The sequence below is a fragment of the Thermomonas carbonis genome (assembly GCF_014396975.1).
Taxonomy (GTDB): Bacteria; Pseudomonadota; Gammaproteobacteria; order Xanthomonadales; family Xanthomonadaceae; genus Thermomonas; species Thermomonas carbonis.
Map to the genome: position 1 here is coordinate 1,132,645 of NZ_CP060719.1, position 23,666 is coordinate 1,156,310.

The 23,666-nt window shown below is 66.4% G+C and carries 24 protein-coding genes; 13 read left to right on the top strand and 11 right to left on the bottom strand.

All coding sequences use genetic code 11. The annotated features are described in order from the left end of the window. Positions 1–31 precede the first annotated feature (31 nt). The 8 genes from gyrB to H9L16_RS05275 all read left to right on the top strand — a co-directional run bounded on the left by gyrB (position 32) and on the right by H9L16_RS05275 (position 7,718). On the top strand, positions 32–2,530 hold the full coding sequence (gene gyrB, locus H9L16_RS05240) for a DNA topoisomerase (ATP-hydrolyzing) subunit B (protein ID WP_187553499.1): 2,499 nt from the start codon (positions 32–34) through the stop codon (positions 2,528–2,530). 78 nt (positions 2,531–2,608) lie between these two features. Next, complete coding sequence (locus H9L16_RS05245) at positions 2,609–3,406, top strand: M48 family metallopeptidase (protein WP_187553500.1); 798 nt, start codon at positions 2,609–2,611, stop codon at positions 3,404–3,406. 8 nt (positions 3,407–3,414) lie between these two features. Next, positions 3,415–4,653, top strand: a complete 1,239-nt coding sequence (locus H9L16_RS05250) for a tetratricopeptide repeat protein (RefSeq protein WP_187553501.1) — start codon at positions 3,415–3,417, stop codon at positions 4,651–4,653. Positions 4,654–4,805: 152 nt separating this feature from the next. Beyond that, on the top strand, positions 4,806–5,381 hold the full coding sequence (locus H9L16_RS05255) for an energy transducer TonB (protein WP_187553502.1): 576 nt from the start codon (positions 4,806–4,808) through the stop codon (positions 5,379–5,381). Between the two features lie 77 nt (positions 5,382–5,458). Beyond that, entirely contained in the window at positions 5,459–6,217 is a 759-nt protein-coding gene (locus H9L16_RS05260; protein ID WP_187553503.1) for a MotA/TolQ/ExbB proton channel family protein, read from the top strand. Positions 6,218–6,246: 29 nt separating this feature from the next. After that, positions 6,247–6,678, top strand: coding sequence for an ExbD/TolR family protein (locus H9L16_RS05265; protein ID WP_187553504.1), 432 nt, complete (start codon positions 6,247–6,249; stop codon positions 6,676–6,678). Between the two features lie 12 nt (positions 6,679–6,690). Then, entirely contained in the window at positions 6,691–7,107 is a 417-nt protein-coding gene (locus H9L16_RS05270; RefSeq protein WP_187553505.1) for an ExbD/TolR family protein, read from the top strand. A 203-nt stretch (positions 7,108–7,310) separates the two neighbouring features. Beyond that, positions 7,311–7,718 (top strand): ExbD/TolR family protein, encoded by a 408-nt coding sequence (locus H9L16_RS05275; RefSeq protein ID WP_187553506.1) that lies wholly within the window; start codon positions 7,311–7,313, stop codon positions 7,716–7,718. Here the strand turns inward: H9L16_RS05275 and H9L16_RS05280 are convergent. The 3 genes from H9L16_RS05280 to cls all read right to left on the bottom strand — a co-directional run bounded on the left by H9L16_RS05280 (position 7,708) and on the right by cls (position 10,279). After that, a complete protein-coding gene (locus H9L16_RS05280; protein ID WP_187553507.1) occupies positions 7,708–8,481 on the bottom strand; it encodes a pyridoxine 5'-phosphate synthase in 774 nt (257 codons plus the stop codon). The two genes, H9L16_RS05275 and H9L16_RS05280, sit on opposite strands and share 11 nt — an antisense overlap. Before the next feature lie 34 nt (positions 8,482–8,515). Next, entirely contained in the window at positions 8,516–8,773 is a 258-nt protein-coding gene (locus H9L16_RS05285; protein ID WP_187553508.1) for a hypothetical protein, read from the bottom strand. A 66-nt stretch (positions 8,774–8,839) separates the two neighbouring features. Further along, positions 8,840–10,279, bottom strand: a complete 1,440-nt coding sequence (gene cls / locus H9L16_RS05290) for a cardiolipin synthase (protein WP_187553509.1) — start codon at positions 10,277–10,279, stop codon at positions 8,840–8,842. A gap of 51 nt (positions 10,280–10,330) precedes the next feature. On the opposite strand from cls, the gene H9L16_RS05295 reads away from it, so the two are divergent. After that, positions 10,331–11,449 carry a PA0069 family radical SAM protein gene (locus H9L16_RS05295; protein ID WP_187553510.1) on the top strand — a complete coding sequence of 373 codons (1,119 nt, stop codon included), beginning with the start codon at positions 10,331–10,333 and terminating at the stop codon, positions 11,447–11,449. Positions 11,450–11,684: 235 nt separating this feature from the next. Here the strand turns inward: H9L16_RS05295 and H9L16_RS05300 are convergent, their stop codons facing one another. Together H9L16_RS05300 and H9L16_RS05305 are read right to left on the bottom strand one after the other, a co-directional pair. After that, positions 11,685–12,548 carry a pirin family protein gene (locus H9L16_RS05300; RefSeq protein WP_187553511.1) on the bottom strand — a complete coding sequence of 288 codons (864 nt, stop codon included), beginning with the start codon at positions 12,546–12,548 and terminating at the stop codon, positions 11,685–11,687. A 16-nt stretch (positions 12,549–12,564) separates the two neighbouring features. Continuing rightward, positions 12,565–14,379: an SLC13 family permease gene (locus H9L16_RS05305; protein WP_187553512.1), complete on the bottom strand. Its 1,815-nt coding sequence runs from the start codon at positions 14,377–14,379 to the stop codon at positions 12,565–12,567. A gap of 207 nt (positions 14,380–14,586) precedes the next feature. On the opposite strand from H9L16_RS05305, the gene H9L16_RS05310 reads away from it, so the two are divergent. Continuing rightward, positions 14,587–15,327 (top strand): sensor histidine kinase, encoded by a 741-nt coding sequence (locus tag H9L16_RS05310; protein WP_187553513.1) that lies wholly within the window; start codon positions 14,587–14,589, stop codon positions 15,325–15,327. Further along, entirely contained in the window at positions 15,324–15,764 is a 441-nt protein-coding gene (locus H9L16_RS05315) for a response regulator (RefSeq protein WP_187553514.1), read from the top strand. The genes H9L16_RS05310 and H9L16_RS05315 overlap by 4 nt, the downstream gene beginning before the upstream one ends. 6 nt (positions 15,765–15,770) lie before the next feature. On the opposite strand, the gene H9L16_RS05320 is transcribed toward H9L16_RS05315, so the two are convergent. After that, on the bottom strand, positions 15,771–16,796 hold the full coding sequence (locus tag H9L16_RS05320) for a class 1 fructose-bisphosphatase (RefSeq protein ID WP_187553515.1): 1,026 nt from the start codon (positions 16,794–16,796) through the stop codon (positions 15,771–15,773). 60 nt (positions 16,797–16,856) lie between these two features. Here H9L16_RS05320 and H9L16_RS05325 point away from each other — a divergent pair, with 60 nt between their 5' ends. After that, a complete protein-coding gene (locus H9L16_RS05325) occupies positions 16,857–17,381 on the top strand; it encodes a hypothetical protein (RefSeq protein WP_187553516.1) in 525 nt (174 codons plus the stop codon). A gap of 7 nt (positions 17,382–17,388) precedes the next feature. Here H9L16_RS05325 and H9L16_RS05330 read toward each other — a convergent pair whose 3' ends face one another. From H9L16_RS05330 to H9L16_RS05340, 3 genes are read right to left on the bottom strand one after another with little or no spacing between them, the layout of a single operon-like run. Continuing rightward, positions 17,389–18,972 carry a DUF389 domain-containing protein gene (locus tag H9L16_RS05330; RefSeq protein WP_187553517.1) on the bottom strand — a complete coding sequence of 528 codons (1,584 nt, stop codon included), beginning with the start codon at positions 18,970–18,972 and terminating at the stop codon, positions 17,389–17,391. 34 nt (positions 18,973–19,006) lie between these two features. Next, entirely contained in the window at positions 19,007–19,903 is an 897-nt protein-coding gene (phhA, locus tag H9L16_RS05335; protein WP_187553518.1) for a phenylalanine 4-monooxygenase, read from the bottom strand. A gap of 58 nt (positions 19,904–19,961) precedes the next feature. Continuing rightward, entirely contained in the window at positions 19,962–20,981 is a 1,020-nt protein-coding gene (locus tag H9L16_RS05340; protein ID WP_187553519.1) for a patatin-like phospholipase family protein, read from the bottom strand. Between the two features lie 110 nt (positions 20,982–21,091). Here H9L16_RS05340 and H9L16_RS05345 point away from each other — a divergent pair, with 110 nt between their 5' ends. Next, complete coding sequence (locus tag H9L16_RS05345) at positions 21,092–21,742, top strand: DUF2238 domain-containing protein (protein WP_187553520.1); 651 nt, start codon at positions 21,092–21,094, stop codon at positions 21,740–21,742. 1 nt (position 21,743) lies between these two features. Here H9L16_RS05345 and H9L16_RS05350 read toward each other — a convergent pair whose 3' ends face one another. Both H9L16_RS05350 and H9L16_RS05355 read right to left on the bottom strand, forming a co-directional pair. Next, positions 21,744–22,508 (bottom strand): rhomboid family intramembrane serine protease, encoded by a 765-nt coding sequence (locus tag H9L16_RS05350; RefSeq protein ID WP_187553521.1) that lies wholly within the window; start codon positions 22,506–22,508, stop codon positions 21,744–21,746. A gap of 82 nt (positions 22,509–22,590) precedes the next feature. After that, positions 22,591–23,544, bottom strand: coding sequence for a TerC family protein (locus H9L16_RS05355; protein WP_187553522.1), 954 nt, complete (start codon positions 23,542–23,544; stop codon positions 22,591–22,593). Positions 23,545–23,666: the final 122 nt, after the last annotated feature.

Sequence of the window (23,666 nt, forward strand, 5' to 3'; positions counted from 1 at the left end):
GCCAGGCATGCCGCTGGAGCAGAACGCGTCGATGTCGCAGAACGAAGAAACCCCGGGCCAGACGCCCGAAACCGTCGCCCCGAAGGCACCCGTCAATCCGGGGAGCTACGACGCCAACAGCATCACCGCGCTGGAAGGGCTCGAAGCCGTCCGCAAACGTCCGGGGATGTACATCGGCAACGTCAACGACGGCTCCGGCCTGCACCACATGGTGTTCGAAGTCGTCGACAACGGGGTGGACGAGGCGCTGGCCGGCCATGCCGATGCGGTGCTGGTGACCATCCATGACGACGGCTCGGTCTCGGTCTGGGACAACGGCCGCGGCATCCCGGTCGGCAGGCACGCCAAGGAAAGCGAAAAGCAGGGTCGCGACGTCTCCGCCGCCGAAGTGGTGATGACCGTCCTGCACGCCGGCGGCAAGTTCGACGACAACAGCTACAAGGTCTCAGGCGGCCTGCACGGCGTGGGCGTAAGCGTGGTCAATGCGTTGTCGGAGAAGCTTCTGCTCGACATCTGGCGCGATGGGCACCATTTCCAGCAGGAATACCGCCACGGTGCCGCGATGTATCCGCTGAAGCAGCTGGAACCGTCCGACAAACGCGGCACCGAAGTACGCTTCTGGCCCTCGGTGACGGCGTTCAACGATAACGTCGAATTCCATTACGACATCCTGGCGCGTCGCCTGCGCGAGCTGAGCTTCCTCAATTCCGGCGTCAAGATCGAACTGGTCGACGAGCGCCTGGACGGCAAGCACGATGTCTTCCAGTACGAAGGCGGGATCCGCAGCTTCGTCGAGCACCTGGCCCAGCTGAAAAACCCGTTGCACCCAAAAGTGATCTCGATCAGCGGCGAACAGGACGACATCGTCGTCGATTGTGCTGTCCAATGGAGCGATTCGTACCAGGAAACGATGTACTGCTTCACCAACAACATTCCGCAGAAGGATGGCGGCACCCATCTCACCGGCTTCCGCTCGGCGTTGACCCGCACCCTGACCCGCTACATCGAGCAGAGCGGCATCGCCAAGCAGGCCAAGGTGGCCCTGTCCGGCGACGACATGCGCGAGGGCATGATCGCGGTGCTGTCGGTGAAGGTGCCGGATCCCGGGTTTTCCTCGCAGACCAAGGAAAAGCTGGTGACCGAGCCGGTGCGCGCGGTGGTCGATGCCGTGTTCGCCGCGAAGCTCGAGGAATTCCTGCAGGAAAACCCGAACGAGGCGAAGGCCATCGCCGGCAAGATCGTGGATGCTGCGCGTGCCCGCGAGGCCGCCCGCAAGGCCCGCGACCTGACCCGCCGTAAAGGTGCGCTGGATATCGCCGGCCTGCCCGGCAAGCTGGCCGACTGCCAGGAGAAGGATCCGGCGCTGTCCGAGCTGTTCATCGTCGAGGGCGACTCCGCAGGCGGCTCGGCCAAGCAGGGCCGCAACCGCAAGACCCAGGCGATCCTGCCGCTGAAGGGCAAGATCCTCAATGTCGAACGCGCGCGCTTCGACCGCATGCTGGCGTCCGCGGAAGTCGGCACCCTGATCACCGCGCTCGGCACCGGCATCGGCAAGGACGAGTACAACCCGGACAAGCTGCGCTACCACCGCATCATCCTGATGACCGACGCCGACGTCGACGGCAGCCACATCCGCACGTTGCTGCTGACGTTTTTCTACCGGCAGATGCCGGAGTTGATCGAGCGCGGCCACATCTACATCGGCCTGCCGCCGCTGTACAAGATCAAGCAGGGCAAGAACGAGCTGTACCTGAAGGACGACTCGGCACTGGACGCCTACCTGGCCGGCAATGCGGTGGAGGGCGCGCACCTGGTGCCTGCTGCCGGCGAACCGGCGATTGAAGGTGCCGCGCTGGAATCGTTGTTGCTGGTGTTCGCCAACGCGCGCGCGGCGATCGCCCGCAACGCGCACCGTTTCGATCCGATCGTGCTGGAGTCGCTGATCGACTTCACTCCGTTGGATGCGGCCTCGCTGGCCGCGCATACCGACGACGCGCGCGAGCTCGAAGCGCTGGCGGCGAAGTTGAACCGCACCGGCCTGGGCAAGCCGCGTTACACGCTGAAGCTGCAGCCCGCCAATGAAGCGCGCGCCGCGGCGTTGCTGATTACCCGCTTGCACATGGGCGAAGAACTGACCCAGGTGCTGCCGCTGTCGATCTTCGAGCACGGCGAATTGAAACCGCTGCGCGAGGCTGCGGCGTTGCTGCACGGCCTGGTCCGCGACGGCGCACAGATCGTCCGCGGCAGCCGCGCGCAGGCCATCGTCAGTTTTGCCGAGGCGCAGGCCTGGCTGCTCGACGAAGCCAAGAAAGGCCGTCAGATCCAGCGCTTCAAGGGTCTCGGCGAAATGAACCCCGAGCAGCTCTGGGACACCACGGTGAACCCGGACACCCGCCGCCTGCTGCAGGTCAGGATCGAGGACGCGGTCGCTGCGGACGCGATCTTCAGTACCCTCATGGGCGACGTGGTCGAACCCCGGCGCGAGTTCATCGAGGACAACGCGCTCAAGGTCTCCAACCTCGACGTCTGACCCGGATCGAGCGGTGTCTTGACGCGATTTTCAGGTGCGCCTGCCTACAACAGGCATATCTCACGGGGATCGATGGCAATGAAAACGAAGACCTTCCTGGCCGGATTGCTGGCGACTGCCTTGGTGGCCGCGTGCGCGACCGCCACCTCGCCGACCGGCCGCACCCAGTATGTCGGCGGTGTGTCTCAGCAGCAGTTGAACCAGCTGGGCGAGCAGGCCTTCGCCGAAGCGAAGCAGAAAACACCGCAATCGCGGGATGCCCGCCAAGTCGCTTACGTCGGCTGCGTGGTCAATGCCGTCACCCGCCAACTTCCTGCTCCTTGGAACCAGCAGCGCTGGGAACACGCCCTGTTCGAGAACGCGGATGCCAACGCCTGGGCATTGCCGGGTGGCAAGGTTGGCTTGTACACCGGCATCTTCAAGGTGGCGGAGAATCAGGATCAGTTGGCGGCGGTGGTCGCCCACGAGATCGGCCACGTGATTGCGCGCCACCACGACGAGCGGATCACCCGTCAGCTGGGCGCGGCCGGGGCGGTGCAGTTGCTTGGTGCGTTGGCGGGCGACTATGGTCAGTTGGCCGCGCAAAGCGGCAGCGTGCTTGCCCAGGCAGGCTTCCTGCTCCCCAATTCGCGCGCACAGGAAACCGAGGCCGACGTGGTCGGCCAGGACATCATGGCCCGGGCCGGTTTCGACCCGCGCGGCGCAGTGGAACTGTGGCGCAACATGGCCGCGGTGGGTGGCGCTCGCTCGCCGGAATGGCTATCCACCCACCCGGATCCGGCCTCGCGCCTGCGCGAGCTGGAATCGCGCGCCGACGCGCTGTTGCCGACCATGCAGGCGGCACGCCGGGCCGGCCAGACCCCGCGTTGCCAATGATTCAACGCATGGCGGGGCGCATCGTTCCGGCACGGTTCAAGCGCCGGGCTTTCTGCTACGGTGCGATCCCTGCCGCCATCCCGCACCCTTTTTCCAGTTCGAGGTTTGCCATGAAGCCGACGTTCCGCCGCCCCCTTGTCACCTCCATTGCCGCCGTTCTTGGACTCGCTCTGCTGGCACCCGTTGCTGCGCAGGATCCCGCTAGCGGCAGCCGGACCAAGAGCATGCGCGAACAGCGGGCCGAACGCATGGCCGAACTCGGAAAAGGGAAGGAAGATGCGAAGCAGGCTGAGCAGAAGCCGGCGCTCTACCCGAACGCGACCAGAACCGCACCCGATGCAAAGTCGAGCGGCAAGATGATCAAGAATCTGCAAGCGCTGCAAAAGCAGTTCGAGGAACAGGACATGCCCGGAGTCATCGCCAAGGCCGAAGAAATCGCGGCGATGCCAGCAGCAAATGCTTACGACAAGTCGTTCGCATATTCGATGGCGGCCAATGCTGCGGCCGATCAGGACGACCAGGCGAAGGCAGCCGAATACTTCCGCAAGGCGGTGGAAGCGAATGGCCTGGACAACGACAACCACTACACCACCATGTACAACCAGGCAGTGATCCAGTTCGGCCTGGAGAAATATCCCGAAGCGTTGGCGACCATGGACCGCTTCCTGGCCGAAACCAAATCGGAGAAGCCCGAGCATCAAGCATTTCGTGCCGGCATCCTCGCCAACATGGGGCGCCACGATGAGGCGGCAGGCATCTACAAGGATCTCATCGGGAAGAATCCTACCGACAAGCGGATCCTGATGAATGCCGTCGCTGCCCTGCAAAATGCCGACAAACTGGATGAGGCGAATGTACTGCTTGAAGATGCGTACAAGCGCGGCATGCTGACGGAGAGCCGCGAATTGCGCGCCTTGTACATCGGTTACATGAATGCCTCGCGCTGGGAGGACACCCAGAAGGTGATCGATGCCGGCGTGAGCAGCGGTGTGCTGCAACCGGGGCCGGATCTCGCTCGCGACTATCAGATTCTTGCCCAGAACGCCTATGCCGACGACAAGATTCCGCTTGCGATCGGTCTGTACGAGAAAGCTGCACCCATGGCGGCGGATGGCGAGGCGTATCTCAACCTGGCCAAGGTGCTCGAGTACAGTGGAAAGAAGGCCGAAGCCAAGGCAGCGGCGCAGAAAGCACTGGACAAGGGTGTCAAGAAGCCCGAGGAAGCAAAGGGCATCCTCTCGCGCTGAGACGCGCTGCGCAAAAATCAGGCCTGCACATCGCCGGGGCTTGGAACAAGTGCAGCCGATTGGTATAGACTAGATGGTTCATGCGGCCCGGGTGCCGCACGTTGTCGCCCCGGCCCACCAGGCCGGGGTTTCCCACATCCAGAGCCGTGCGCATGACGCAAGATCTCGCCAACACCGAGAAGAAAGAAGACCGCCAAGGCGGTTTGAGCTGGCCGCGCATCGCCGGTATCAGCTTCGCGATCGCCCTGCACGCGGCAGCCTTGTTGCTGTTGCTGGCACCGATTTCTCCGCCGGCGCAGGATGTCGAGGAGGAAGACGTGGTGGCCGTGACATTCATCGAACCGCCGCCGCCGCCGGAGGATCCGCCGGTCGTGTTCAACGATCCGAGTCCGATGGACGTGCAGGCACCGCCGCCTTCACCGCCGGCACCGCCCAGTTCGGTTCCTGACATCGGCTCAAGCGTGGATGCTTCCTCGCGCGCAATGAATCCGCCAGTTTATCCTCGCGAAGAGCAGCGCCGCGGTATTCAGGGTACGACGGTCCTGATCGTCAGCATCGATGCCAACGGTGGCGTGCTCGACGTGGAAGTGGAGCGTTCGAGCGGCAATCGCAACCTCGACCGCGAAGCGGTGAAAGCCGCGCGTCGATGGCGCTTCAATCCGGAAGTGCGCGATGGCAGGAAGATCTCCAGCCGCGTGCGTGTACCGGTTGAATTCAAGTTCAACTGATTTCCAGGCTTCACCCGTTCCAGCGTTGACGTTGTTCCTTTCGCAAAACCCCATCCACGACATCCAAAGGTAAGCGTATGTTGCAAGAATCGACTGCTGCCGCACCTGCCGCCGCCGGAGGCAACAACGCCGCCGCGCTGCAGCAGATGGGCTTCGACCATCTCATCCAGCAACTCGACTTCGTCGGTTGGGCCGTCCTCATCACCTTGACGGTGATGTCGTTGATGTCCTGGTACTGGATCATCATCAACTTCCTCAAGAACATGCGCCTGCGCGGCCGTGGCGATAACGTGGTCGGCACGTTCTGGGAAACCCCGAACGCGCAGGACGCGATCCGCTTCATGGAAGAGCAGCCGAAGTCCGAGCCGTTCTCCAAGATCGCTCTCGATGCCGCCCAGGCCGCCGCGCACCATCAGCGCCACGATGGTTCGCGTCTCGCCGAGTCGCTCAATCGCTCCGAGTTCGTGGATCGCGCCCTGCGCCAGGCCGTGACCCGCGAGTCTTCGGGTCTCGAGAATGGCTTGACCGTGCTCGCCACCGTCGGTTCGACCTCGCCCTTCGTCGGCCTGCTCGGTACCGTGTGGGGCATCTACCGCGCGCTCATCAAGATCGGTGCCTCGGGCGACGCCTCGATCTCCGCAGTGGCTGGTCCGGTGGGTGAAGCCCTGATCATGACTGCGCTTGGTCTTGGTGTGGCCATCCCGGCGGTGCTTGCGTACAACTTCTTCGTGCGCCTGAACCGTGTGACCAACAGCCAGTTCGATACCTTCGCGCACGACCTGCACGACTTCTTCGCCACCGGCTCGCGCGTCGGCGAAATTGCCGGCAAGCGTTGATCGCCTGCGCGTCCTGACGGAGCACCACGATGGCCTTCAGTTCCGGTAACGACAGCGGCGGCCCGATGGCCGAAATCAACGTCACGCCCCTCGTGGACGTGATGTTGGTGCTGCTGATCATCTTCATGGTCACCACTCCGCTGATGAACCACAAGGTCAAGGTGAAGCTGCCGGAGGCCACGCTCGATAAGAAGGTCGAGCCCGGCAAGGACAAGGTGCCGCCGGTCACGATCGCGGTCACCGAGCGTGGTGAGCTGTTCTGGAATGACGAACCGTCCACCCGCCAGTTGATCGAGAGCAAGCTCTCGGTCGAGGCGCAGAAGGATCCGCAGCCAGTGATCAACATCCGCGCCGACAAGACCACCAAGTACCGGCTGGTCAACGATGTGGTGAAGGTCGCCCAGGCCCAGGGCATGCGCAAGGTCGGTTTCGTCACCACCCCGCCGAAGAAAAGCCAGTAAGGAGAACCCGCCATGGCATTTGCGAATAGTTCCGGCGGCGGCGGCGCGATGGCCGACATCAACGTCACGCCCCTGGTGGACGTGTTGTTGGTGCTGCTGATCATCTTCATGGTGACCATGCCGATCCAGTCGGTACCGGTCGATGTGGATCTTCCACAGAAAACGCTCAACCCGCCGCCGCAGCCGAAGGAGCCACCGGATCCGATCCGGCTGCGCATCGATGCCGCGGGCCAGGTGTTCTGGAACGACACTCCGACGCCGGTCAATGCCCTGCAGACGATGATGAGGACCGAGGTTGAGCGCGACCCCGCGAACCAGCCTACCCTTGAGATCGACACCAGCGACGACGCCGACTATGGCGTGCTGGCCAAGGTTCTGGCGTCGGCCAAGAACGCGGAAATGATCAAGATCGGCTTCGTCCAGAACTGAGTTCCGAACAATTCCCTGCTCCGGTTTCCGGAGCACGTCGTGGATGACGACGCCGCCTCGCAAGGGCGGCGTTTTTTTATGCCTGTGATCTGGCCGACCCAGATCCGGCGTTCGACGCAGCCAATGATTGCCACGAGGGACTTGACGGCACCCGAATCTGGGCGCAGCGTGGAGTCGGGCATCAGGCCCGCTGGAGGTGTCGCATGACCGCTTCCGTGTTTGTTCGACCGCAGCCGCAAGCCGCTGCGATGGCCGGTATCAACATCACTCCGCTGGTCGATGTGCTGCTGGTCTTGCTGGTGATCTTCATGGTGACCATGCCGATCCGAAGCGAATCGATCGACTTGACCTTGCCCGGATTCACCCCACCGAAGCCGATGCCACCACCCGAACCGGTGCAACTTCAGGTACAGGCCGATGGCAGCGCGTTGCTCGATGGTGTGCGTGTCGAACTGTCGGCATTGACCGCGGAACTGCGCGCCCAGCATGCGCAGGCGCCGAAAGCCGCGTTGTCGCTGGATGGCAGCGGCGAAGCGGAGTACCGGGCGTTCGCGTTTGCTCTGGCCGCGGCCCGCAATGCGGGTTACCGCGACATCGCAATCAGGCGTTGATCCGGCCGGCTGCCGCCGCATCGAGGATGCGGCGGTAGGCGCGGACGGTTGCCTCCAGTCCGGCATACAAGGCTTCGCCGATCAGGGCGTGGCCGATCGAGACTTCCAGCACGTGAGGGACTTGGCCCAGGAACTCGGCCAAGTTGACTTGGTTGAGGTCGTGTCCGGCATTCACGCCCAATCCGGCGGCTTGCGCGCGTCGCGCCGCCGCCGCCGCCATGCGCAAGGCGGCACCGGCATCGCCATTGGCGAAGGCCTCGGCGAACGGTCCGGTATAGAGCTCGATGCGGTCGGCCCCGGCCGCCGCCGCACGGGCGACCAGCGGATCGCCGACATCGACGAACACGCTGACCCTGCATCCCAGCGCTTTGTACGCAGGGATCAACTGGCGCAGCCGGCCGCCATCGCGGCTGAAATCGAAGCCATGGTCGGAGGTCAGCTGGCCGTCGCCATCCGGCACCAGAGTGACCTGGGCCGGGCGGACCGCGTCGCACAGCGCCAGCAGACCGGGATAGCCGGGTCGCGGCGGGGCGAACGGATTGCCCTCCACATTGAACTCGACGCCGCGCGAATGGCAGAGCGCGCCCAGTGCATGCACGTCGTCCTCGCGGATATGGCGGGCGTCGGGGCGTGGATGCACGGTCAGGCCGTGTGCGCCGGCATCCAGGCAGGCAATCCCCGCGCGCAGCACGTCGGGTTCAACGCCGCCGCGCGAATTGCGCAGCACCGCAATCTTGTTGAGGTTGACGCTGAGCGCGGTCATGCGGACGGGATGGCGGCGACGCGCACGCCTGCGATCAATCCGGCGTGTCCTGGCTGGCGGCCGCGGCCTTGCGGGCTTCGGCCTGTTCGCGGAATCGGCGCAGTTCGGCGGGGTCGATCATCATCGAGACATCGCGTTCCTGGCTGCTCACCCGTGCGGAATACATCGCGGCCAGCCACAGTCCGAACAGCACCAGCGCCACCAGCCAGCACAGCACCATCACCACGGTGTTGGCGGTCAGGAACGACATCACCAGGATGGCGAAACCGATCAGCAGGAACAGCCAGTGCATGGGTGCGCTCCGGGCGGGAAGGGCGCAGTGTAACGCCAGCCACTGCCGCGACGAACAGCAGTGTCGCTAGAGCAGAGGCGCCATCAGCCGCGCCAGCGCTTCGGGCAGGCGTGCGCCCAGCAGGGGCCGAGCGCGGTCGTTGCGCACACGCGGCGCGGAGGCGAAGTCGCGTTCGATGACCTGGGCCAGTTCGGCGGCCACGTCGGCATCGTCGAACAGCAGCGAGGCCTCGAAGTTCAGGCGGAAGCTGCGGTGGTCGAAGTTGGCGCTGCCGATGATCGCCAAGTGGTCGTCGACCAGCATCGCCTTGGTATGCAGCATCCGCGGACCGTATTCGTAGACCTTCACGCCTGCGGCGAGCAGGTCGTCGAAGAACGAGCGCACGCAGTAGGTCACCAGCTTGCTGTCGCTCATCTTCGGCACCAGCAGGCGTACATCCAGGCCGCCCAGTGCTGCCGAGGTCAGCGCCATCATCGCCGCCTCGCCGGGCACGAAATACGGTGTGGCCAGCCATACCCGCTTGCTCGCCGAGTGGATCGCGCCGACATGCAGGCGGTGGATCGCCTCCCATGGCGAATCCGGTCCGGAGCTCAGCAGCTGCGTGCGGATCGGCCCGGGCTCGAGCGGCGGCATCGCGCGCACCACGTCGCCGACGAAGTCGCGGGACTCGGTGGCATACGCCCAGTCCTCGACGAAGACTTCCTGCAAGGCACGCACCACGTCGCCCTCGACGCGCAGGTGGAGGTCGCGATATGCGTCATCGCGCAGGCGTTCGTCTTCCTCGTCGGTGATGTTGATGCCGCCCAGGAACCCGACGGCACCATCGATCACCACGATCTTGCGATGCGTGCGCAGGTTGACCCATGGCCGTTTCCACAAGGTCCAAGGCTGCGCGGGATGGAACCAGGCGAGCTCGCCGCCGGCTTCGATGAGTGGCGCGAAGAAGCGCGACTTGGCCTGCTTGGAGCCCATCGCGTCCAGCAGCAGGCGCACCTTGACCCCGGCGCGGGCGCGCTCGACCAGCGCATCGCGCAACGCAGTGCCAGTGCGGTCCGGGCAATAGATGTAGTACTCGAGGTGGACGTGGTCGCGGGCCTTGGTGATCGCTTCCAGCAAGGCGGGAAACTTGCTGCCGCCGTCGACCAGCAGGCGCACGTCGAGCGCGCTGGTCGGCGCCAGTCCGGTGGTGGCGTGCGCCAGCGTGCGCAGTTCCACCGAATCGTCGCCGGAGCCCTCGGATTCATGCGACAGCGAGGCGCGATGTCGGCGCCGCCGCGCGCGATGGCGGGTGATCTTCTGCGGGCCGAGCAGGTAGTAAATCCCGAAGCCGATGTACGGCAGCGCCGCCAGGCTGATCAGCCAGCTCAGGGTTGCCGCGGGTTCGCGCTTCTGCAGCACGATCCACAGGCCGAGCCACGCGAGGTAGAGCAGCCAGCCGGCGGTCAGCCAGGCGCGGATGTGCGGGATCGCCCAGAACGTGTCCCAGACATGCAGCAGGTCGGCCATCGATGCTCCATCGTCGCGGGCGTTGCGACAACGACAGGGTAGGGTGGATCGATGGCGATTTCACCCGACGAAGGCGTTCCCGAAGACGATGCCCGCCGCGTGCGGTCGCCGACCAAGGGTCGCGGTGCGGCATCCTGCGTGGCGGGTCGCTTCGAGAAGCGTGAACTGCGCGGCGAGGACGACGGCTGGGGCTCGGTGTACGACGGCATGGACGATGCGCCATCGCCGCGGACCCAGGTCACCGAGGAACGCGCACGCAGCATCATCAGCCGCAACCAGTCGCCGGACATCGCATTCTCGCAGTCGGTCAATCCCTATCGCGGCTGCGAACACGGCTGCGTGTACTGCTTCGCGCGGCCCTCGCATGCGTACCTCGACTTGTCGCCCGGGCTCGATTTCGAGACGAAGTTGTTCGCCAAGACCAATGCGGCGGAACTGCTGCGTGCGGAATTGGCCAAGCCCGGCTACGTGCCCGCGCCGATCGCGCTGGGCATCAACACCGACGGCTGGCAACCGATCGAGCGCCACCACCGCATCACTCGCGGTTGCCTGGAGGTACTGCTGGAGACGCGGCATCCGCTGAGCATTGTGACGAAGGGCAGTGCGTTGTTGCGCGACCTCGATCTGCTCGCCGAACTGGCGAAGCACCGACTGGTCAGTGTGTTCGTTTCGATCACGTCACTGGACAACACGCTGTCGTCGAAACTGGAGCCGCGCGCGGCCGCGCCGCATACGCGCTTGAAGATGATCGCGGCCCTGCACGATGCGGGCGTGCCGGCCGGCGTGCTGGTCGCGCCGGTCATCCCGATGATCACCGACATGCACCTGGAGCACATCCTCGAAGCCGCACGCGACGCCGGTGCGCAGTCCGCCGGCTACGTGCTGCTGCGCTTGCCGCATGAGTTGAAGGAAGTCTGGCGCGAATGGCTGCGCCTGCATTACCCGCAGCGCGCCGAACACGTGATGAGCCTCATCCAGCAGATGCGCGGCGGCAAGGACTACGACAGCACCTTCGGCAGCCGCATGCGCGGGCAAGGACCCTTTGCCGACCTGGTGGCGATGCGCTTCGCCAAGACCCGCAAGCGGTTGGGGTTCGAAGGCGTGCCACCGTTGCGCACGGATCTGTTCGTGGCACCAAGGAAGCCGACGCCGCAAGGCTCCTTGTTCTGACTGGATACCGCCGAAATGTCGGCAGGCCCGATGCCGGGATTGCGGAAAGCGTGCCATGGGTGAGCGCGCTTTGCCTGCATCGCATGCGATGCAGGTGCGCGAACGCTCGGCACGCTGTGCCGAGCTGGGCCGCGAAGCGGGCGCGCTGCGGCGCCTCGAACAGGACGTTCGCAGAAGCCGAGGAGCAATCCCCGGCATCGGGCCATCCAGGCACCTTCAACCGCGCCGCATTGCTCTAACGCTCCGGCAGCGGAATCCGCTCCACATCGTCGCCCGGAATCAACCCGAAGCGGCCTTCGTCCCAATCGTGCTTCGCCTGCTCGATGCGCTCCTTCGACGAGGACACGAAGTTCCACCACATGTGGCGCGGGCCATCCAGCGGCTCGCCGCCAAGCAGCATCGCCTTCAGCGGCGTCTTCGCGCGCAACACGTGGCGCACGCCGCGATCCAGCACCAGCAAGTGCTTGTCGGGGATATCGCTGCCGTCGAGTTGCGCCTCGCCTTCGAGCACGTAGAGCGCGCGTTCCACCGCATCCGCGGGGATGACGAGTTCGGCATCGAACGCGAGATCCACGGCGACGTTCCACGTGTCGGCGAACACCTTCACCGGCGACTCCATGCCGAAGGCGCGGCCGGCGATCACCCGCAAACTGGCGCCCGCGTGATCGCGCTGCGGCAGCGAGGCCGCGGCATGGTGGTGGAACGAAGGTTCGACTTCCTGGTCGGCTTGCGGCAGCGCGACCCACGTCTGCATGCCGTGCAGCGGGCTGCCGGCGTCGCGCAGGTTCGGTGGTGTGCGTTCGGAATGGGCGATACCGCGACCCGCGGTCATCCAGTTGACGTCGCCGGGCAGGATGTCCTGCTCGCTGCCCAACGTATCGCGATGGCGCATCCCGCCCGACCACAGGAACGTGACCGTGGCCAGGCCGATATGCGGATGCGGGCGCACGTCCACGCCGTGGCCGGATTCGAAATGCGCCGGCCCCATGTGGTCGACGAACACGAACGGGCCGACGCTGCGCGCCTGCAGGCTCGGCACCGCGCGACGGACCTGGAAGCCGCCGAGATCATGTACGCGAGGTGGGATCAGGATCGTCATCGCGATGCTCCATTGGTCACTGCAAGGTGGGCCACAGTGGCCCGCCCAGCCACAGCCAGCGCGCCATCCACGCGCTGACCAGGGCGATCGCCACGGTCAGCGGCAGGCCGATGCGCAAGAAATCGCCGAACCGGTACTGCCCGGGACCAAGGATCAGCAGGTTGCCGTGATGGCCGATCGGGGTCAGGAACGCGACCACCGCGCCCAGCGCCGTGCACACCACGAACGGTGTGGGTGGCAGATCCAGCGTGCGCGCCAGCGAAATCGCGACTGGCCCGAGCAAGGCCGTGGTGGCGGCATCGCTCATCACCTGGGTCAGCAACGCGGCCATGCTGAACATCACCAGCAGGATCACCAGCGGTGGCCAATGTGCGACCAGATGCGACAGGCCTTTCGCCAGCAAGTCGGCGGTGCCGGTCTGCTCCATCGCAATGCCGAGCGGGATCACGCCGGCGATCATCACGAAGATGCGCACGTCGATGCCGCGATAGGCCTGCTCGATGTTCAGGCAGCCGGTCACCACCATCGCCACCGCACCGAGCAGGAAGGCGAGCGGTGCCGGCAGCCATTCGGTGGCGGCGGCCAGGATCGTGAGCCCGAGGATCATCAGTGCCAGCGGCGCACGCAGCCGGCGCTTGGCTTCGCCGGCGAACGGCACCAGCATCAGGAAGCCGTGGTGCGCGGCCAGGTCGGCGAAACGCGAAGGCTTGCCCCACAGCACCAGCAGGTCGCCCTCGCGCAAGCGGGCGTCGGAGAGGCGGTCGGCCATGTCCGCGCCGCGCCGCCACAGCCCGGCGATGACCGCGTGGAATTGCCGGGAGAAATCCAGTTCGCGGATGCTGCGGCCGATGAACTCGGAGCCCGGCGCGACCACCGCTTGCACCAGTTGCGGCTCGCCTTCGCCCTCCAGTTGATCGCCGAAGCGGGCGATCGCGTTGAGGTCCAGGCCGGCATCCTCGTGCAGGGACAGCAGCTCGTCGGCGGCGGCCTCGACTAGCAGGATGTCGTCGGCCAGCAAGGGACTCGAGGCGGTGAGGTCGTCGCGGCGCTGGCCATCGCGCAGCCAGCCCAGCATGCGGAAACGGCCGCCCAGCGCCTTCTGCAGTTCCGACATCGGCCGCGTGCACCAGCGCCCGTCCTTCACGATCAGCAACTCGGTGCGATAGCGGTCCAGCCGCAGGTAGTCCTCGTCGTTGCGCTCGCCGCTGCGGCGCGGCAGCAGCCAGCGCGCGACCAGCATGTACATGGTGCCGACCACGACCAGGGCGATGCCGATCGGGGTAATCGAGAAGATGCCCAGGCTCTCCGTGCCCGCGCGCTGCAGCAGGTCGTTGGCGAGCAGGAACGCCGGCGCACTGACCAAGGTGAGGGTGGTGCCCAGCGAGGCCGCCAGCGACATCGGCATCAGCAGGCGCGAGGCCGGCAGCTGGCGGTCGCGCGCATGCCGCAACAGCAGCGGCAGCATCATCGCGGTGACCATCACGTGGTGGGTGAAGGCCGCCAGCAGCGCCACCAGCGGCATGACCACCCCGATCGTGCGGGCCTCGCCGCGCCCGCCCGCGCGCCCGACCCACGCGCCCAGGCGCTCGCTGATGCCGGTCGCGGCCAGCGCGCCGGAGATCACGAACACCGCGGCGACGATGATCGCCGGCTCGCTGGCGAAGCCGGACAACGCCTGCTTGCTGTCCAGCACCCCGGTCAGCACCAGCGCCAGCAGGATCAGCATGGCAGTGACATCGACCCGCAGTTTCTCGGTGATGAACAGGTACAACCCACCGGCCAGGATCAACCCGAACGACAGTTGCTGAAACAGATGCGGTGGCAATTCCATGCCCGCATTCTGCCTGTTCGGACGGTGATGACGGCCAGAATGACTTGCACATCGCGTTTACAGGGGCAGACGCTACCCTGCGAACACAAGAACCACGCACATGCCTTCCCTGCCCACCAACCCCAGCACTCGCGCCCGGTGCCGACCGGCAATGCCGTCCGGCAGGTGTCCGCGCGGGCGTGGCGAATGCCCGGGACGCCACGCCGCATGAACACCGACCGGGAAGTACAGCTGCAGGCTCGCCTGGACGCCGCCGACAAGCGCATGCAGGCCCTGCTCCACGGAATCTCGCATGACCTGCGCGCGCCGTTGCGGGCGATCGACGGATTCGCGACGCGGCTGTCGCGGCAACTGCAACCGGGTGCCGATGTCGCCGCGATCGAGACCCTGGCGCGGATCACGGCGACCAACACGCGCATGTGCGTGCTGGTGGACGGGCTGCTGGAACTGGCTCGCGTCGGCAGCGTCGAATTGCGCCCGATGCAGGCCGACGTGAGCATGCTCGCCGACTGGTGCGCTGCAGAGTTGCAGGATGCAGACCCCGGGCGCGAGGCAAGCATCGAGGTGCAGCAAGGGCTCGAAGTCATCGGCGACGAACGCTTGCTGAAGACGCTGCTGACCCAGTTGCTGCGCAATGCCTGGCGGTTCTCGGCGAGCCGGCCACGGGTGGAGATCGATGTCACTGGCGCGCGCACCGAGGACGGCCTGGACCTGGTCGTGCGTGATCGTGGCATCGGCTTCGACATGGCGTATGCCGCGCGGATGCTGGAGCCGTTCCAGCGCCTGCATGGCAGCGACGACGGTGCCGGCGACGGCATCGGCCTGGCGATCGCCGATGCGATCGTCGCGCGGCATGGCGGCACGATCCGCGCGGAATCCACCCCGGGCGAGGGCGCGAGCTTCCATATCCGCCTGCAGGATCTGCCGAACTCCGGAGCCATGCGATGAGTGGGCACCAGATCCTGCTGGTCGAGGACAATCCGGACGATGTCGAACTGACCCGCCTCGCCTTCGCCGAAGCCGGCAGCGCGCATCGCCTGCAAGCCGTCAGCGACGGTGCCGAGGCGCTGGACTACCTGCTGGCGCGCGGCCGCCATGGCGGCCGCGATGCCGCGGACCTGCCGGCGCTGGTCTTGCTGGATCTCAACCTGCCGCGTCTGGATGGCCGCGACGTGCTCAAGGCGATCCGGGCCACACCTGCGACGCAGTGCCTGCCGGTGGTGGTGCTGACTACCAGCGCGGAACCACGCGACGTCGACCAAGCCTACGCGCTGGGCGCGAACAGCTACATCCAGAAGCCGGTCGAGTTCGAGCGCTTCGTTGAAGTCGTCCGCCAAGTCGGCCGCTACTGGCTGGCGATCAACCTGCCGCCTGGTCGCTGCTGAACCGGCTCAGCCCGCCTTGGCGTGGTAGCCGACCGCGGCTTCGACCTCGGTCTTCGATCCCAGGAATACCGGCACGCGCATGTGCAGGCCGGTCGGCTGCACCTCGAGCAGGCGCTGATGGCCGGTGCTGGCCGCGCCGCCGGCCTGTTCGACCAGCAGCGACATCGGGTTGGCCTCGTACATCAGGCGCAGGCGGCCGCCCTTGTCTGCGCTCTTGCGGTCCAGCGGATAGCTGAAGATGCCGCCACGGGTGAGGATACGGTGCACGTCGGCGACCATGCTCGCCACCCAGCGCATGTTGAAATCCTTGCCGCGCGGGCCTTCCGAGCCCAGCAGCAGATCGCCCACGTAGGCCTGCATCGGCGGCTCCCAGTGGCGCTGGTTGGACATGTTGACCGCGAACTCCCGCGTCTCTTCCGGGATGCGCATGCCGCGTGCGGTGAGCACGAAGCTGCCGACTTCGCGATCCAGGGTGAAGCAATGGGTGCCGTGACCGACGGTGAGCACCAGCGTGGTGCTGGGGCCGTAGATGCAGTAACCGGCGGCGACCTGGGCGGTGCCCGGCTGCAGGAAGTCCGCATCGACCGGATTGGTGACGCCGTCGGGGCAACGCAGCACCGAGAAGATCGTGCCCACCGATACGTTGACGTCGATGTTGGAGCTGCCATCCAGCGGATCGAACAGCAGCAGGTAGTTGCCGCGCGGGTATTTGTCCGGGATCGGGTGCGAGGTGTCCATCTCCTCGGAGGCCAGCCCGGCCAGGTGACCGCCCCAGGCATTGGCTTCCATCAGGATCTCGTTGCTCAGGACGTCGAGTTTCTTCTGCGCCTCGCCCTGCACGTTGATGCTGGCGTCGCTACCGCTGCCGACATCGCCCAGCACGCCGCCCAGCGCGCCCTTGCCAACCGCGATCGAGATGGTCTTGCACGCCCGCGCCACCACTTCGACCAGCAGGCGCAGGTCGGGATTGATCCGGTCGGCGCGCTGTTCCTCGATCAGGAAGCGGGTCAGCGAAATGCTCGTGTTCGACATGTGCAGGCCGGCGGCAACGGGAGGCGCTATTGTCGCCCAAGTCCCGCCATGGAGCGCCCGATGTCACGTCCGTTGCTGCTGCCCGCGGTGATCGCACTTTCGCTGGCCGCGTGTTCGTCGCCGGCCGCGCTACCGGCGGCGGCCGCTCCCGCCGCGCCACCTGTAGCGCCCGCGGCCATCGCCCCGGCCGAGGTGGTGCCGTCCGCCACCCCAGCACCGCCCGCGGCATCCTCCGAGTCCGCATCGGCGACGGCAGCGGGATCCGCGATCGAAGGAAACATCCGCGAGGGCAACCGCCCGCCACCCGCGCTGCGGGTCTGCGCGCATCCGCTGGATGGCGGCACGCCGACCTGCATCGACACCGCCGTCGGAGCGACGTCCTATCGCATCGAGGTCGCCGCGGGCCGCTATGTCGTCGCCGGGCAGGCGCTCGACGACCCGGGCATGAAATTCGCGCACGCCGAGCGCATCCGCTGCATCCGCGCGCCGTGTCCGCCGGATACCGCGATCGTGGTCGAGGTCGCCGCGGGAGAGGGCAAGGCCGGCATCGACCTGTCCGCAGGCGAGGCTTTGCCGCCCGGTTGAGCGCCGGTCAGTCCGATGCCAACGCCAGTTGCAGGCGCGCCTCGCCGTCGCGGACACGGGTGAGCGTGGCGACCGGTACCTGGCGTGCCGCCAACGCCGCGCGCAATGCCTGCTCCCATGCCTCGGCCTGCGCATCGTCGGCGGTCGCCAACACCGCATCGACCCGGCCGCTGCGCCAGCGTTGCAGTGCCCAGGCCTGCGCATCGAGGATGACCCGCTGCGCGGGATCCGGACCTGCGTCGTCTTTGCGTGGCGTGCCGAGCGCGATCACCGGCAGTGCCTGCAGGGCCGGGACCACCAGCAGTGCGTCGTCGTCTTGCGGGCGTCGTGCGTTGATGTCGGCTTCGATCTGCCGTGCCCGCGCGATCGAGACGCGCGCGTCCGGGGCCAGCCACAACTCCCAGCGGCTGTCGTCGCTGCTGCGTTGCAGGCGACCCAGGTAGGGCAACAGGGCGGCACTGATGCGCGCCTGCTGGGCCTGTGCTGCCTGCAGGCGCTGGTTGCGTGCGCTCTCGGCGTCTTCCAGTGCAAGCACGCTGCGCTTGAGTTGGGCCAGGGTGCCCTGCTGGCGGGCGATGCTGGCGTCGTCGGCGGTCAGCACCTCGCGCAGGCGCAGCGACACCGGCTGCGCGGTGCGTTCTGCCAACTGGGCCTGCAGGCGCGATTCCAGCCCGCCGACATGGCTCGGCAGCATCATCACCACGTCCACCGCAACGCCGTCCACTGCATTGTCGACGCGCAGCGCCGACACCCGCCCGCCGGCCTGGTTGGCCGCGGTGTCGAGAGTGGCCCGCACCGTCAGCTCGGTTTGCGACTGCAGGGCGATGCGCTTGAGCGCCAGCCCCAGCGGAATGGACAGCAGCACGAAACTGGCGACGATCATGATCGCCTGCCAGGCGGTCTGCTTGGGCGTGTCGGCACCGCCGAAGCCGTACCAGCGGGCGACGATGGTCACCGACAGGGCGATCGCCAGCAGGTTGGTCATGAACAGGAACGCGGCACCACCGGCGATCTCCCAGTTGCCGACCGCGATGCCGTAGCCGACGACCGCCAGTGGCGGCATCAGCGCGGTGGCGATGGCCACGCCGACGATGGTCTCGCCCTTGCGGCTGATCGTGGCGTAGGCACCGGCCAGGCCGGACAGTACCGCCACCAGCAGGTCGAAGAAGGTCGGGCGCGTGCGTCCCAGGATCTCGCTGGTGGCCTCCTTCAGCGGCGACAGCCACACGATCAGCACCGCGATCGCCAGCGCCAGCAGCATCCCCGCAAAGAGCGTGCGCAGCGCTTCGCGGATGCTGCGCAATTCGAAGGTCGCCAGGCCCATCCCGAGCTGGATGATCGGCCCCATCAATGGCGAGATCAGCATCGCGCCGATGATCACCGCGACCGAGTTCTGCAGCAGTCCGAGCATCGCGATGCCGCAGGCCATCACGATCATGAAGCCGTAGCGCGGCCCCAGCTCGCAGCCCTCGTGGACATGCTCGAGCACCGCGATGCGGTCCACCTGGTCGATCAGGTTGTTCTTGCGCCACAAGCGTGCCCAGCGCCACCAGGCAGCGGGCGATGCGATATCGAGCATGGAAGCCTTCATGCGCGCAAGCATAAACGCCGGCGTATCCGTGCCGTCAGACGTCGCCGTCGACGCTCCAGCCTTCGCCGCTGCCGCGCTGGAACACGTTGTCCGATTCGAGCACGCTGCCGGCCGGGATCGCCTCCTGTTCGAGCAGGCGTTCGTAGATCGGAGTGAAGTCGGGCAGGGTCGCTTCGATCAGTTCTTCGTAGCTGTCGATGACGAAATACGTTTGCTGGTAGCTGTCGATCCGGTAGCGGGTGCGCATCACCCGTTCCAGGTCGAAGCCGATCCGGTTGGGCGCCGCGCTTTCCAGCGAATGGATCGATTCGCCCTTGGAACTGACGATACCGGCACCGTAGATGCGCAGTCCGTCCGGTTGGCGGATCAGGCCGAACTCCACCGTGTACCAGTACAGCCGCGCCAGCTGCATGAGCGCCTCAGGACCGATGCCATGTGCCTTGACCCCGCCCTTGCCGTAGGCCACCAGGTAATCGGCGAACATCGGGTCCATCAGCAGCGGCACGTGGCCGAACAGATCGTGGAAGAGGTCGGGTTCCTCGATGTAATCGATCTGGTCCGGGCGACGGATCCACCAGCTCACCGGAAAGCGGCGATTGGCGAGGTGGTCGAAGAACACCAACTCGGGCAACAGGCCTTCCACGCCGACGATCTGCCAGCCGGTCGCATCGGCAAGCACGCGGTTGAGGTCGCTGAATCTCGGGATGCGGTCCGGGGTCATCCCCATCGTGTCCTGCGCGCGCAGGAAAGCATCGCTGGCGCGGCCGGGCAGGATCTCGCGCTGGCGCTGGTAGAGCTGGCGCCAGACGTCGTGGTCGCTCTCGCTGTAGCTATCCCACGGCTGCTCGACGGTGCCGGTCGCATACACCGGCAGCGAACCCCGATCGGTCTGCACGTTCTCGACGCGGCGCGGTGCCTGGTTGCTGTTCATGGCCCCATCTTACCCCCGCCGGTTTGCGCGGTTTTTGATGTGGCGCAAACGCCCCGGTTCAGCCCTGCTTGCAGTCTTCGTCTCGGCGCAACGTGTCCATCCAGCCCTGCTGCTGCGCGCAACGCGCCTTGCGTTCGGCCTCGCGCTGGCGAGCCGCGTCGGCGTCGGCGGCCTGTCGCGCCTTCGCGGTGCGCGCGGCCTGCAGCGCGGCGATCTTCGCGCGGATCTGCAGCAATGCGGCCTGGGCGGCGCGCTCGCCTTCCAGGATCGCGCGGTTCTTCGCCGCGAAGTCGGCCGGGCCGATGTCGTCCACCCTCGGGCGGATGACGATGTCGGCGCGCGCCAGCTCCTGCGCCCCCAGCTTCTGTCCCATGATCCGGATGCTCTGGTTCATGTTGCCGAGCATGCTGGTGGTGCTGGCGATGCCGTCGGCCTTGCTGCCGATGTCGACCGCGATGACGAAGTCGGCGCCGAGTTCGCGCGCGGCATCGACCGGCACCGGGCTGACCACGCCGCCATCGACGTAATGCGCCTTGCCGATCGCGACCGCTTCGAACACGCCGGGAATCGAACTGGACGCGCGCACCGCCTGGCCGGTATTGCCGCGCACGAACACGGTGCGTTCGCCATTGGCCAGGTTGGTCGCGACCACCGCGAACGGCTTGCGCATCTTGTCGAGGGTGCGGCCGCCGACCAGGTCGTTGACATAGTCCTGCAGCTTCTGGCCCTTGACCACGCCGCCGGAGAACAGGCTGACGTCGCGGATCTTCGATTCATCCAGCGCGAAGGCCTTTTCCTGCATCGCGTAGGCATCCATGCCGCTGGCGTAGAGCGCGCCGACCACGCTGCCGGCGCTGGTGCCGGAGACGAACACGGGCGTGATGCCATTGGCTTCGAGCATCTTGATCACGCCGATGTGGGCGAAACCCTTGGCAGCGCCGCCACCCAAGGCGATGCCGACCTTCACCGGCGGCGGTGCGGTGACCGCCACGCTGACCGGCGCGCGGACATCGGGCGTACTGGCGCAGGCGGCGAGCAGGCTGGCGAGCAGGGCGGTGGCGCAGGCGCGAAGGAACATCGAATTTTCGGTCTCGAAGGAGCGAGCCACGGATGGTGGCCGGCGGGGCGAAGGCGAAGCTTAATGCGCACTTCCGCAACGGCGCCCGAACCGCGCGCTAGCATCGCCGCATGAGCACCCATCGCATCGACATCGCCATCCCGCCCACACGCAGCGAACGCTGGCTGCTGACCGGCGTCACCGTGCTGGCGCTGGTCGCTTCGTTCTTCATCGCCAAGGATCGACTCACCTGGTTCCTGGAAGTGATCTGGGCGATGGTCGGCCTGGCGCTGATCGCATGGCGCTGGTCGCGCTTCCCGCTGACCCGGCTGCTGTGCTGGTTGATGGTCTTGCATGCACTCGTGCTGATCCACGGTGGTGCGTACACCTACTCGCTTACGCCCGGCGGCTTCTGGCTGCAGGAGGTATTGGGCACCGAGCGCAATCCTTGGGATCGGTTGGGTCACTGGATGCAAGGCTTCGTGCCCGCAATCCTGGCGCGCGAACTGCTGCTGCGGCTCACCCCGCTGCGCCGGGGCGGCTGGCTGGTCTACCTGGTGCTGGCGGCCTGCCTGAGTTTCTCGGCGTTCTTCGAGCTGATCGAATGGTGGGCGGCGCTCATCTACGGCGCGGATGCCGATGCCTTCTTGGCCACGCAAGGCGACCAGTGGGACACGCAGTGGGACATGTTCCTGTGCCTGTGCGGCGCGATCACGTCCTTGCTGTTGCTGTCGCGTTGGCACGATCGCCAGCTCGGCGCGGGCGTGCTGACCGGCAAGTAGCTCACTCGCCGAGACGACGGAACGGCAGCACCTTGCCGCGTTCTGCATCGCTGCCCTCGCGGTTCCACAGCACCGGCACGTCGCGCGCGGCCTCGGTCTCGTACATCGCGCGGTCGGCATCGCCCTGTTGCCGGGCGAGTTCTTCCTCGATCTCCCAGCTGTATTTCGGCTTCGCAGCTTGCGGGTCCGCGCGCCGGAACAGGAACGCCGCGATGACACCACCGATCGCGCCACCCAGGTGCGATTCCCAGGACACGCCGGCTTCGCGCGGCAGGATGGTCATCAGCATGCCGCCGTAGAACAGGAAGGCGAGCATGCCGGCGGCGATCGCCGCGCGGTCGCGGCGCAGCAGGCCCAGCACGAATACCAAGAAGCCCAAGCCGTGGGTCACGCCGCTCGCGCCCAGGTGATGTGAGCCGGCGTTGCCAAGCAACCATGCGCCCAAACCGGAGCCGATCCACAGCAGCGGCAGTGCGCGCACGGTCGCCTTCGGATACACGGTGCCGGCCAGCGTGCCGAGCATGAGCATGGCGATGCCGTTGGCGACGATGTGCTCCACCGAGCCGTGCAGCAGCGGTGCGGTGAGCACGCCGAGCAGGCCTTCGACGCTGCGCGGCGTGACGGTGAGGAACCTGAAGTCGAAGCCGTGCTGGGCGGCGAAGCAGACCGCCAGCAGCAGGACGAAGCCGAGGCTGGCGTTCAACGCGCGGCGCAACCGCGAACGGTCGGCCAGGCGTTGTTGCTCGGAGGTCAGTGGCGTGGACATTCCATCGAACTGGGGCGCGACCTGTCGAAAGCAAGCACCGCCCGGGTGGGCGGTGCTTGCATGGATGGAACCGAGCGTGCCGTCAGCGTGCCGGCGGCGGCGGACGCAGCAAGCTCAGGGCGATGGTGGCGGCGATGGTCGTGGCGACCACGCCCAGCGAGATCCCGATCGGGATCTTGTAGATATCGACCAGCAGCATCTTCGCGCCGATGAACATCAGCACCATCGCCAGCCCGTAGGGCAGCAGGTGGAAGCGGTCGGCCATGCCCTGCAGCAGGAAGAACATCGCACGCAGGCCCAGCACCGCGAACACGTTCGAGGTCAGCACGATGAACGGATCGTCGGTGATCGCGAAGATCGCCGGGATCGAATCCACCGCGAAGATCACGTCGGTGATGCCGATCATCACGATCACGATGAACAGCGGCGTGTACAGCTTCTTTCCGCCTTCCAGCACCGACAGAGCGCTGCCGTGATAGCTGCGGGTCATGGGCACGTGCGCGGTCAGCCAGCGCAGCAGCGGGTTCTGTTCCAGGTCGGGGGCCTTGCCGGCGGCCATGATCATCTTGATGCCGGTCAGCAGCAGGAACGCGCCGAACACGTAGAGGATCCAGTGGAACTTGGCCAGCAGGAACGCGCCGGCGAAGATCAGGATCGCGCGCAACACGATGGCCGCAATGATGCCGATCACCAGCACCCGCTGCTTCTGCTCCTCTGGCACCGAGAAGTAGGTGAAGATCATCAGGAACACGAAGATGTTGTCGACCGCCAGCGACTTCTCCACCAGGTAGCCGGTGAGGAATTCCATGCCGATGCGTTCGCCTTCGGCCGCGCCGAACTGCTGGCCGGAGTACCACCAGAGCCAGGCGTTGAACGCCAGCGCCAGCACCACCCAGCCGATGCTCCACCAGGTCGCTTCCTTGAACGTCACCTTGTGCGGACCGCCATGGCGCATCAGCACCAGGTCCACCAGCAGCGCGACTACCACAACGCCGGCGAACATCAGCCAGAGGAAAGGGGTACCGATCGACTCCATTGCACACTCCACCGTGGGAACCGGCGGACGCGTCCACGCAGGGAGCATGGAAAGGGAGCGCGCTTCGCCGTTCGGCGAAGGTCTCACTCACAGGCGTGTTGCCTGCCACGGTGCCGGGGTCC

Bases quoted from the DNA above. Each gene is read 5' to 3' on its own strand.
- H9L16_RS05265 (WP_187553504.1), top strand. From the start codon at position 6,247: ATGGCCTTCAGTTCCGGTAACGACAGCGGCGGCCCGATGGCCGAAATC.
- phhA (WP_187553518.1), bottom strand. From the start codon at position 19,903: ATGAACAGCAACCAGGCACCGCGCCGCGTCGAGAACGTGCAGACCGAT.
- H9L16_RS05325 (WP_187553516.1), top strand. From the start codon at position 16,857: ATGTCACGTCCGTTGCTGCTGCCCGCGGTGATCGCACTTTCGCTGGCC.
- H9L16_RS05255 (WP_187553502.1), top strand. From the start codon at position 4,806: ATGACGCAAGATCTCGCCAACACCGAGAAGAAAGAAGACCGCCAAGGC.
- H9L16_RS05310 (WP_187553513.1), top strand. From the start codon at position 14,587: ATGAACACCGACCGGGAAGTACAGCTGCAGGCTCGCCTGGACGCCGCC.
- H9L16_RS05315 (WP_187553514.1), top strand. From the start codon at position 15,324: ATGAGTGGGCACCAGATCCTGCTGGTCGAGGACAATCCGGACGATGTC.
- H9L16_RS05250 (WP_187553501.1), top strand. From the start codon at position 3,415: ATGGCGGGGCGCATCGTTCCGGCACGGTTCAAGCGCCGGGCTTTCTGC.
- gyrB (WP_187553499.1), top strand. From the start codon at position 32: ATGTCGCAGAACGAAGAAACCCCGGGCCAGACGCCCGAAACCGTCGCC.
- H9L16_RS05330 (WP_187553517.1), bottom strand. From the start codon at position 18,972: ATGAAGGCTTCCATGCTCGATATCGCATCGCCCGCTGCCTGGTGGCGC.
- H9L16_RS05350 (WP_187553521.1), bottom strand. From the start codon at position 22,508: ATGTCCACGCCACTGACCTCCGAGCAACAACGCCTGGCCGACCGTTCG.
- H9L16_RS05355 (WP_187553522.1), bottom strand. From the start codon at position 23,544: ATGGAGTCGATCGGTACCCCTTTCCTCTGGCTGATGTTCGCCGGCGTT.
- cls (WP_187553509.1), bottom strand. From the start codon at position 10,279: ATGGCCGACCTGCTGCATGTCTGGGACACGTTCTGGGCGATCCCGCAC.
- H9L16_RS05300 (WP_187553511.1), bottom strand. From the start codon at position 12,548: ATGACGATCCTGATCCCACCTCGCGTACATGATCTCGGCGGCTTCCAG.
- H9L16_RS05245 (WP_187553500.1), top strand. From the start codon at position 2,609: ATGAAAACGAAGACCTTCCTGGCCGGATTGCTGGCGACTGCCTTGGTG.
- H9L16_RS05305 (WP_187553512.1), bottom strand. From the start codon at position 14,379: ATGGAATTGCCACCGCATCTGTTTCAGCAACTGTCGTTCGGGTTGATC.
- H9L16_RS05320 (WP_187553515.1), bottom strand. From the start codon at position 16,796: ATGTCGAACACGAGCATTTCGCTGACCCGCTTCCTGATCGAGGAACAG.
- H9L16_RS05280 (WP_187553507.1), bottom strand. From the start codon at position 8,481: ATGACCGCGCTCAGCGTCAACCTCAACAAGATTGCGGTGCTGCGCAAT.
- H9L16_RS05340 (WP_187553519.1), bottom strand. From the start codon at position 20,981: ATGTTCCTTCGCGCCTGCGCCACCGCCCTGCTCGCCAGCCTGCTCGCC.
- H9L16_RS05260 (WP_187553503.1), top strand. From the start codon at position 5,459: ATGTTGCAAGAATCGACTGCTGCCGCACCTGCCGCCGCCGGAGGCAAC.
- H9L16_RS05275 (WP_187553506.1), top strand. From the start codon at position 7,311: ATGACCGCTTCCGTGTTTGTTCGACCGCAGCCGCAAGCCGCTGCGATG.
- H9L16_RS05270 (WP_187553505.1), top strand. From the start codon at position 6,691: ATGGCATTTGCGAATAGTTCCGGCGGCGGCGGCGCGATGGCCGACATC.
- H9L16_RS05345 (WP_187553520.1), top strand. From the start codon at position 21,092: ATGAGCACCCATCGCATCGACATCGCCATCCCGCCCACACGCAGCGAA.
- H9L16_RS05295 (WP_187553510.1), top strand. From the start codon at position 10,331: ATGGCGATTTCACCCGACGAAGGCGTTCCCGAAGACGATGCCCGCCGC.
- H9L16_RS05285 (WP_187553508.1), bottom strand. From the start codon at position 8,773: ATGCACTGGCTGTTCCTGCTGATCGGTTTCGCCATCCTGGTGATGTCG.